This window comes from Streptomyces sp. NPDC048604, from assembly GCF_043199435.1.
GTDB lineage: Bacteria > Actinomycetota > Actinomycetes > Streptomycetales > Streptomycetaceae > Streptomyces.
Window position 1 is genome coordinate 560,286 of sequence record NZ_JBICVX010000003.1, and the last position, 8,023, is coordinate 568,308.

Here is an 8,023-nt window from a genome sequence, read left to right on the forward strand (position 1 = left end):
CGTGCCTCCGCCGTGTCCTCAGAAGTCGACGAGCCCGGCCAGGGACGGGTCCCGGCGGTACTTGCCCGCCGCGTGCCGGCGCAGGGCCTCGTCGAGGCGGGTCACCTCGGGCCGGGCCGCGTCGCGGTTGACGTACGGCACGGCACTGACGGCCGCACCGGAGTGGCGGCGCTCTTGGAAGACGTTCGGTAGGGACGTGCCGGACTTCGGGACGGCGATCACGACGCACTTCACGTGGTTGTCCGCACCCGTGCGGAGTTCCATCGTGACCTCGGCGACGTCGGTCCAGGCCGCATTCCAGGTCCACCGGCGGTAGGCGAAGCCCAGCCCCCAGCCGTTCGCCCAGATCGCGGACTCCGGCAGCGGGTCCTTCTCGCCCTCCATGTGGCCGATCCAGACGAGGACGAGACCGCCGGCGATCCCCACCACCTGCAGCACGCCGAACCCGTAGTTGACGACGGCAAGCACCGCGATCACCGCGACCGCCACGCCGAACGCCTCGGTGCCCGAGCCCCTCCTGTCCTCGCCGGACTTCCGGGCGAGCTGGGCCCGAATCTCCACCCGCTTCCCCTTGCCGGCGTCCCTGGGCGCGGGCCGGGAGGGCACCTCGGTCTTCGCGGCGGGGGACGAGCCGGCGCGAGTACGACCGTTGGGCGCCGGGTCGGCGGGCGGCTGCTCCGGAGTCGTGGGCCCCGGCTCGGTCGCCGCGACGGTACGCGTCTGCCCCCGCCGCTCCGACCGCTTCCGCCCCTCTGGACCCTCTGGACCCTCCGGCCCCTCCGATCGCTCCCTGCGCACCGCCCCCGGATCCCCGCCCACGCTCAACAGCTCAAGCAGTTCCGCCGGCGTGGGCCGCCGCTCCGGCGCCTTCTCCAGGCACGCGGCCACCAGCGCGCGCAGCCCCGCCGGAACCCCGTCCAGCCGCGGCACGTCGTGCACCACCCGGTACAGCAGCGCCGGCGCGCTGCCCGCGCCGAACGGGCCCTCCCCGGTCGCCGCGAACGCCAGCACCGCGCCCAGCGAGAACACATCGCTGGCCGTGCCCACCTCCGCGCCGCTCGCCTGCTCCGGCGACATGTACGCGGGCGTGCCGACCACCGTCCCCGACCCGGTCAGCTGCGTCGAGCCCTCCAGGGCCTTGGAGATGCCGAAGTCGATGACCCGCGGCCCGTCCCCGGTGACCAGCACGTTCGACGGCTTCAGGTCCCGGTGGACGACCCCGGCCCGGTGGACCGCCTGCAGCGCTTCGGCCAGCCCGGCCGCCAGGCCCCGCAGCTCCTCCTCGGTGAGCGTCCCGCGCCTGGCGACCAGTTCTCCCAGGTCAGGGGCCTCGATGTACGCGCTGGCCACCCACGGAGCCTCCGCGTCCGGGTCGTCGTCCACAACCGGCGCGGTCCAGAATCCGCCGACCGCCCGCGCCGCCTCGACCTCGCGCCGGAACCGGCGGCGGAAGTCCGGATCGGCCGCGTACTCCGCGCGCACGGCCTTGACCGCCACCCGCCGCCCGCTGACCGACCGGCCCAGATACACCCGGCCCATGCCGCCCGCGCCCAGCCGTGCGGACAGCCGGTACGGACCTATCGCCGCCGGATCCTCCGGCCTCAACTCCTCCATGCCGCCCCCGAGTTCGCCTCAGCACCCCGCCCCAGCACGCGGAGACCAGTCAACCACCTCAGGCGGTCGCCCGCGGGATCTCGTACTCGACCTCCATCGCCCCGTCCGCCCCGTCCAACCCGTCCACCCCGGGGACGGGTACCCGCACGCCCGTGGCCACGAAACCGAAGCGCCGGTAGAAGGCCTCGGCACGCCCGTTGTCCTCGTGGACGTACAGCCGCACCCGCTGCACCACCGGGTCCGGCAGCGCCCACGACCACTCCACGCCGGCCCGGAACAGCTCCTCCGTCACACCCGTGCCGCGCGCTTCCGGCCGGACGTACACGCCGACGATGTGCGTCTGGTCGACCTTCGCCGGCGCGCCGAACCGCAGTTCGTCAGAGGGCCGTTCGACGATCACGGTGATGCTGCCAGCCCAGCTGCCGTCCGGGGCCTCGGCGATGAACTGGCGGCCCGCCGCGCCCCCTTCGGACACCCGCGCCGACCACTCCTGCCAGGCCTCGTCGGGCCGGGCGACGGCCGCCTCGTACGTGTCGAGGTAGGCGAGCGGGGCGGCGGGGTCGCGCAGCGCGTCGAGCCGTATCGCACGGGCCCGCTGCCACTCGTCGGCGCGGACGGGACGGATCAGGTAGTCGGTCATGGCCCGATCCTGGCCGGACGACGGGAAGGTCGACAACCCGATAACGGCACGGCCCCACAGGACACGCAGGGCTGCCGCACACGGAGCACAGGGCCACGGTCCGACTCCCCGTCGTACCCCGGTACTACACCCCGCCCACCGCTTGCCGACCGCGGGCGGACGCCCGGCCCCCGCCCGATCCCTACCGTCGAATACATGATCCGCGCAGACGAACTCACCAAGCGGTATGGGGACAAGACCGTCGTCCACGACCTCAGCTTCACCGTCCGGCCGGGCGCCGTCACCGGCTTCCTCGGCCCCAACGGCGCAGGCAAGTCCACCACCCTGCGCATGCTGCTCGGCCTGGACGCGCCCACGCGCGGCCGGGCCACCGTCGGCGGCCGGTCGTACGCCGCCCATCCCGCACCGCTCACGCAGGTCGGCGCGCTCCTGGAGGCGCGCTCCGTCCACCCCGGCCGGTCCGCGTTCCACCACCTCATGGCGCTCGCGCACACCCACGGCATACCGCGCTCCCGCGTCGAGCACGTCCTGGAACTGGCCGGTCTGACCGAGGTCGCCCGCCGCCGGGTCAAGGGCTTCTCGCTCGGCATGGGCCAGCGCCTCGGCATCGCGGCCGCACTGCTCGGCGACCCGCAGACGGTGATCCTCGACGAGCCGGTCAACGGTCTCGACCCCGAGGGCGTCCGCTGGATCCGCACCCTGCTCAAGTCGCTGGCCGCCGAGGGCCGCACGGTCCTGGTCTCCTCGCACCTGATGAGCGAGATGGCCCTGACCGCCGATCACCTCGTCGTCATCGGCAAGGGCCGGCTCCTCGCCGACACGACCGTCGCCGAGCTCGTCCGCCGGGCCGGAGGGGACACGGTTCGGGTCGTCAGCCCGGAGGCGGACCGGCTGCGCACCCTGCTGCTGCCCACCGGCGCGCAGGTCACCGCCGAGGAAGCGGAGGCGGACGCGCTGCGGATCAGCGGCGCGGACGCCGCCACGGTCGGCCGCACCGCCGCCGCCCACGGCATCCCGCTGTACGAGCTCACCCCGCAGACCGCGTCCCTGGAGCAGGCGTTCATGGACCTCACCCACGACTCGGTGGAATACCAAGGAGCAGCCGCATGACGACCACCACGGCCACCAATGCCGCCGACAACACCGAGACCGCCGCTACGGCCCCCGCCCACGCCCTCGCCCTCGCCCCGCGCCACCGTGTCACTGCGTCAGGTGTCCTGCGCTCCGAATGGCACAAGCTGTGGACGGTCCGCTCCTCCTGGATCACCATGCTCAGCGCCGTCGTGCTGGTCCTCGGCGTCGGCATCCTCATGGGCGCCACCTACGAGAGCGGCGGCGGGGACTCCGACGTCGACACGGTGATCCTCACCCTGTACGGCACTCAGCTCGGCAGCGTCTGCCTCGCCGTCCTCGGCATCCTGGTCACCGCCGGCGAGTACACCACCGGCATGATCAGAGCCTCGCTCACCGCCGTGCCGCGCCGCCTGCCGGTCCTGTGGGCGAAGGCGACGGTCTTCGCCGCGACCGTGTTCGCCCTCTCGCTCATAACCAACCTGCTCACCTTCGAAGTGGCGCAGGCGTTCCTCGACGACACCGACCAGGCCGCCTCGCTGTCCGACCCGGGCGTGCTGCGCGCGGTCGTCGGCAACGCCGCCGGCACGACGCTGCTCGCCGTGCTCGCCCTCGGCCTCGGCGCCGCGCTGCGCTCGGTGGCGGGCGGGATCGGCGCGTTCATCGGCGCGGTGATGGTGCTGCCGGAGGTGCTCGGGATGCTCCCGTACGAGTCCGTGGACACCGCACTGCGGTACTTCCCCACCCAGGCCGCCGGCGCCCTCGGCTCCGCCGCCCCGATACCCGGCGCGGCGGCCCCCGGCGCGGCCCTGCTCGCCCTCGCCCTGTGGGCCGCCGCGGCCCTGGCCGTACCGGCCATGCTGCTGAGGCGCCGGGACGTGTGAGGGCGGGACGTAGGAGGGCGGGACGCCGGATCATGGAAGACATGGAGACGACGACGGGCGCCGCGGACCAGGACTGGTCCGCGGGCGCCCCGCCGCTGAGCAGGTTCATCGAGCGCAAGGCCCAGCGGGTCAGGGACCTCGACCGCCGCCGCCCGCTGATCTGGGACGCGCTGGTGACGGCCTTCTGGACGACGGCGGCGCTGACGGACGCGGCGGGCGGCTGGCGCAACACGGCCCGGAACCCGGACGTCCCGGTCTGGCTGGTCGTGACGACCAGCGTGGCGCTCTCCCTGCCCCTGTTGTGGCGCAGGCGCCGCCCGATGGCGGTCCTGGCCATGATGGCGGCCGCCGCGCTCGTCGGCTACGGCTCGGGGGCCTTCCTCCAGGCCGCCTACCTCCAGATGATCGTCGTCTACAACCTCGCCCTGCGAAGCCCGTTGCGCAGCCTGGTCTGGCCCCTGCTGCTGGCCCTGCCACCCCTGGTGGCCGGCTCGGTCCGGTACCCGAAGGGAAGCTGGGACCAGCTGGTCGTCCCGGTGATGTGGGCGTACGCGCTGGTCGCGCTCCTCGGCGTCGCCGTCCGCAGCCGCCGCGACTACACGGCCGCGCTCGTCGAACGCGCCCGCCGGCTGGAGATCGAACGCGACCAGCAGGCCCGGCTGGCCGCGGCAGCCGAACGGAACCGCATCGCCCGGGAGATGCACGACATCATCGGCCACAACCTGTCGGTCATCACGGGCCTCGCCGACGGAGGTGCGTACGCAGCGGCCAAGAGCCCGGAGCGGGCCGCCGAGGCCCTCACGGCCATCGGCACGACCAGCAGACAGGCCCTCGGCGAACTCCGCCGCCTGCTGGGGGTGCTGCGCGACGAGGACGCCGAGGCGACCGCCGACCGCACCCCCCAGCCCACCCTCTCCGACCTGGAGGCCCTCCTGGAAGGCGTCGAAGCGGCCGGCCTCCCCGTCACCTTGACGGTGCACCACGCACCCACCCCGCTCCCGCTGTCCGCAGGACGGCAGTTGACGGTCTACCGGGTGATCCAGGAGGCCCTGACCAACACCCTCAAGCACGCGCACGGGGAGGAGCGCCGCGCGGAAGTCCTGCTCGCCTACAGTGCGTCGGACCTTCAGGCCACGATCACGGACACCGGTGCAGCCGTACACGGCGCACCGCGACAGGGCGACGGGCAGGACGGCGGCCAGGGACTGAACGGAATGCGCGAGCGAACCGCGCTGTACGACGGCACACTCGACGCAGGCCCGCTGCCCGAGGGCGGCTGGCAGGTCCGGCTCACCCTCGCCCTGGAGGACTCACCGTCGTGACGACCGTGCTCATCGCGGACGACCAGCCGATGCAACGCTTCGGGTTCCGCATGCTGTTGGAGAGCCAGGACGACATGACCGTGGTCGGCGAGGCGTCCAACGGCAGCGAGGCCGTGCGCATGGCCGGGCAGCACCACCCGGACGTGGTCCTCATGGACGTCCGCATGCCCGGCGTGGACGGCATCGAGGCCACCCGCCGCATCGTCGCCACGGGCGACCGCACCCGCGTCATCATCGTCACCACCTTCGACCTCGACGAGTACGCCTACGACGGTCTGCGCGCCGGCGCGTCCGGCTTCCTGGTGAAGGACGCCCGGCCGGAGGAACTGCTCTCCGGAATCAGGGCGGTGGCGAGCGGCGACGCGGTCGTGGCCCCCAGCCTGACCCGCCGCATCCTCGACGCCTACGTCCACCACCTGCCGACGACCCGCGTCGCGTCGACCGAGGATCCGCGCCTGACCGCGCTGACGGAAAGGGAACGGGAGATCCTCACGGTCGTCGGCCAGGGCTGGACGAACACGGAGATCGCGGAACGCCTGCACCTGGCCGAGTCGACGGTGAAGACCCACATCACCCGCATCCTCGCGAAGACCGGCGCCCGCGACCGCGTCCAGGCGGTGATCCTGGCCCACCAGTGGCACCTGGTCACCCCGTCCTGACGAAACCGGGCTACTGAACGTCGAACCAGTACCCGTGCCCCAGGTCGACAGGGCATCCGAACACGCGCAGATCCCCCCACCGCCCGACGGTGATCCCGGCGACGTCGTGACTGGCCACGGTGAACAGCAACGGCATGACACTGCCGCACGTGTCGCACCGGCACTCGAAGGGATCCGTGATCCCCCAGGACGGCCAGCCGCCGAGCTTGAACCCGCCCACCCGCGTGATGACGTCCTTGCTGTCGCCCCCGGTGTTCCGGATCAACCGCTCGACCTCGGGCACGAGTTCATCAGGCAGCTCGTATGTGGAGGGAAAGTCGACCAGGGGAACAGGCGTGAGCGTGCAGGCCCGCGGCGACAGTCCGAACTCCTCGTCCTCCTGCCGCACAGGCGCCGGCGGTACGACGAGCACGTCGCCCACATCGGCGGCCCGCCGCCACCGCACCTCGACCACGGGCCCGGCGTCCTCGTGGGGCGCCGGCGGATCCAGGTGGACGTTGGGACACCACAGCAGCTGGAAGACATCCGCTCCTTCGGGCCACCAGGGCCCGGGGGCGTCGTTCTTGAAGACCTGCACCACGGGAACCATGGCCGAGGCCTCGAGTTCCCCGTAACCCCCCTGCTCGTCGGCGAACGAGCAACACGGCCAGTCCTCCCCCGCCGGCCACAGCAACGGCCCGCCGACCGAACTCTCCCGCACCCCCGGCTCCCCCCGCTCGGGCACGAACACCACGGCCGCCCGCCCATGGGCGACCAGCCCGGGAACGGCGGCGACGATCTCCTCGGCGGAGGGCCTGTCGGAGTAAGGAAGCGAAGACATCCCCGGATCCTAGTGACCGGCTCCGGGTCCCCCGGGCCGGAGAGGGCGGTCGGGTACGAGACGGCGGACGGCTTCGAGCCTTCCGTCGAGCAGGTCCTGGTGGCGGAGGACGAAGTCCCCGTTGGGCAGCGGCTCGTCGCAGTACGTGCCGACGATCCGCTGCGGCAGGTAGTCGAGCAGCGAGTGCCGCAGCTTCTGCGGGTACGAGACGGGCACGCCCCAGTCCGCGGGGACCTCGTCGCTGCCGAAGAGAAGCCAGTGGTCGGTGGGGACCGGAACCCCCGGGTCGGGGGCGGCGCCGGTGTGGCAGTCGAGGGCGGGGAGGGTCAACTCGTCGGCGTCGAGGGGCTCGTACCAGAGCAGGAGCGGCTTGGCCTGGCGGGCCTGGGCGTTGTCGAAGCAGCAGACGGCGACGGCGTGGTCGGGGTACGCCTCGGCGTAGAACGCGAACAGCTCGGGCGCCAGCACCGGCCGCTTGTGGAACGGGACGCGAGCGAGGGCCGCAGGAATGAGCGTGGGATCGTCGGCCAGAAGCACGGTGTAGACGTCGTGCTCGAAGACGTGCACCGCGGGCGGTTCCTCGTAGCCCATCCAGGCGATGCCGTCGTCGAGTGCATCGGAAGGGACGACCGGCCGCACGGCCTCGACCATCCGGCTGAGGAGGTCGGAGTGGTGGCCCACGGAGACGAAGTTCTCCGGCGTCATTCCGACCGCCGGCAGATGCAGCAGCATCGCGTTCGGCCCGTCGGCGTGGTTCACAGCAGTGTTCTGGTAGCCGAGGACATGAATCAGCCCGTGTTCGGGATGGGTCAGCCGGCCCGCATAGAGGGTGGTGCCGGTGAATTCCGCCGGCGCGGTGGAAACGCACATGAACGCAAAAATGCCTCAACCCCCGGACAAGGTCCAGGGGTTGAGGTCAAAATTTGTTCGGCGGCGTCCTACTCTCCCACAGGGTCCCCCCTGCAGTACCATCGGCGCTGAAAGGCTTAGCTTCCGGGTTCGGAATGTAACCG

At 72.4% G+C, this 8,023-nt stretch carries 8 protein-coding genes and 1 rRNA gene; 4 read left to right on the top strand and 5 right to left on the bottom strand.

The window, feature by feature from the left end; all coding sequences use genetic code 11:
* Positions 1–18: 18 nt before the first annotated feature.
* Positions 19–1,614, bottom strand: coding sequence for a protein kinase (locus ACGFMM_RS09265; RefSeq protein WP_393644667.1), 1,596 nt, complete (start codon positions 1,612–1,614; stop codon positions 19–21).
* A gap of 58 nt (positions 1,615–1,672) precedes the next feature.
* Positions 1,673–2,254 (bottom strand): GNAT family N-acetyltransferase, encoded by a 582-nt coding sequence (locus ACGFMM_RS09270; RefSeq protein ID WP_393644669.1) that lies wholly within the window; start codon positions 2,252–2,254, stop codon positions 1,673–1,675.
* 195 nt (positions 2,255–2,449) lie between these two features.
* Between ACGFMM_RS09270 and ACGFMM_RS09275 the strand changes: the two genes are divergently transcribed.
* From ACGFMM_RS09275 to ACGFMM_RS09290, 4 genes are read left to right on the top strand one after another with little or no spacing between them, the layout of a single operon-like run.
* Entirely contained in the window at positions 2,450–3,364 is a 915-nt protein-coding gene (locus ACGFMM_RS09275) for an ABC transporter ATP-binding protein (protein WP_393644671.1), read from the top strand.
* Positions 3,361–4,209: an ABC transporter permease gene (locus ACGFMM_RS09280; RefSeq protein WP_393644673.1), complete on the top strand. Its 849-nt coding sequence runs from the start codon at positions 3,361–3,363 to the stop codon at positions 4,207–4,209. The genes ACGFMM_RS09275 and ACGFMM_RS09280 overlap by 4 nt, the downstream gene beginning before the upstream one ends.
* 32 nt (positions 4,210–4,241) lie before the next feature.
* On the top strand, positions 4,242–5,531 hold the full coding sequence (locus ACGFMM_RS09285; RefSeq protein WP_393644675.1) for a sensor histidine kinase: 1,290 nt from the start codon (positions 4,242–4,244) through the stop codon (positions 5,529–5,531).
* A complete protein-coding gene (locus ACGFMM_RS09290; RefSeq protein ID WP_393644677.1) occupies positions 5,528–6,190 on the top strand; it encodes a response regulator in 663 nt (220 codons plus the stop codon). Before ACGFMM_RS09285 ends, ACGFMM_RS09290 begins: the two co-directional genes overlap by 4 nt.
* A 10-nt stretch (positions 6,191–6,200) precedes the next feature.
* On the opposite strand, the gene ACGFMM_RS09295 is transcribed toward ACGFMM_RS09290, so the two are convergent.
* The 3 genes from ACGFMM_RS09295 to rrf form a co-directional block, all read right to left on the bottom strand.
* Positions 6,201–7,010, bottom strand: coding sequence for a hypothetical protein (locus ACGFMM_RS09295; protein ID WP_393644679.1), 810 nt, complete (start codon positions 7,008–7,010; stop codon positions 6,201–6,203).
* A 9-nt stretch (positions 7,011–7,019) separates the two neighbouring features.
* Positions 7,020–7,880, bottom strand: a complete 861-nt coding sequence (locus ACGFMM_RS09300) for a hypothetical protein (RefSeq protein ID WP_393644681.1) — start codon at positions 7,878–7,880, stop codon at positions 7,020–7,022.
* 55 nt (positions 7,881–7,935) lie between these two features.
* Positions 7,936–8,023, bottom strand: a 5S ribosomal RNA gene (rrf, locus tag ACGFMM_RS09305); the annotation flags it as partial.

Excerpts from the sequence above, each read along its gene's own strand:
- ACGFMM_RS09265 (WP_393644667.1), bottom strand. The coding sequence starts at position 1,614 with ATGGAGGAGTTGAGGCCGGAGGATCCGGCGGCGATAGGTCCGTACCGG.
- ACGFMM_RS09270 (WP_393644669.1), bottom strand. The coding sequence starts at position 2,254 with ATGACCGACTACCTGATCCGTCCCGTCCGCGCCGACGAGTGGCAGCGG.
- ACGFMM_RS09275 (WP_393644671.1), top strand. The coding sequence starts at position 2,450 with ATGATCCGCGCAGACGAACTCACCAAGCGGTATGGGGACAAGACCGTC.
- ACGFMM_RS09280 (WP_393644673.1), top strand. The coding sequence starts at position 3,361 with ATGACGACCACCACGGCCACCAATGCCGCCGACAACACCGAGACCGCC.
- ACGFMM_RS09285 (WP_393644675.1), top strand. The coding sequence starts at position 4,242 with ATGGAAGACATGGAGACGACGACGGGCGCCGCGGACCAGGACTGGTCC.
- ACGFMM_RS09295 (WP_393644679.1), bottom strand. The coding sequence starts at position 7,010 with ATGTCTTCGCTTCCTTACTCCGACAGGCCCTCCGCCGAGGAGATCGTC.
- ACGFMM_RS09300 (WP_393644681.1), bottom strand. The coding sequence starts at position 7,880 with ATGTGCGTTTCCACCGCGCCGGCGGAATTCACCGGCACCACCCTCTAT.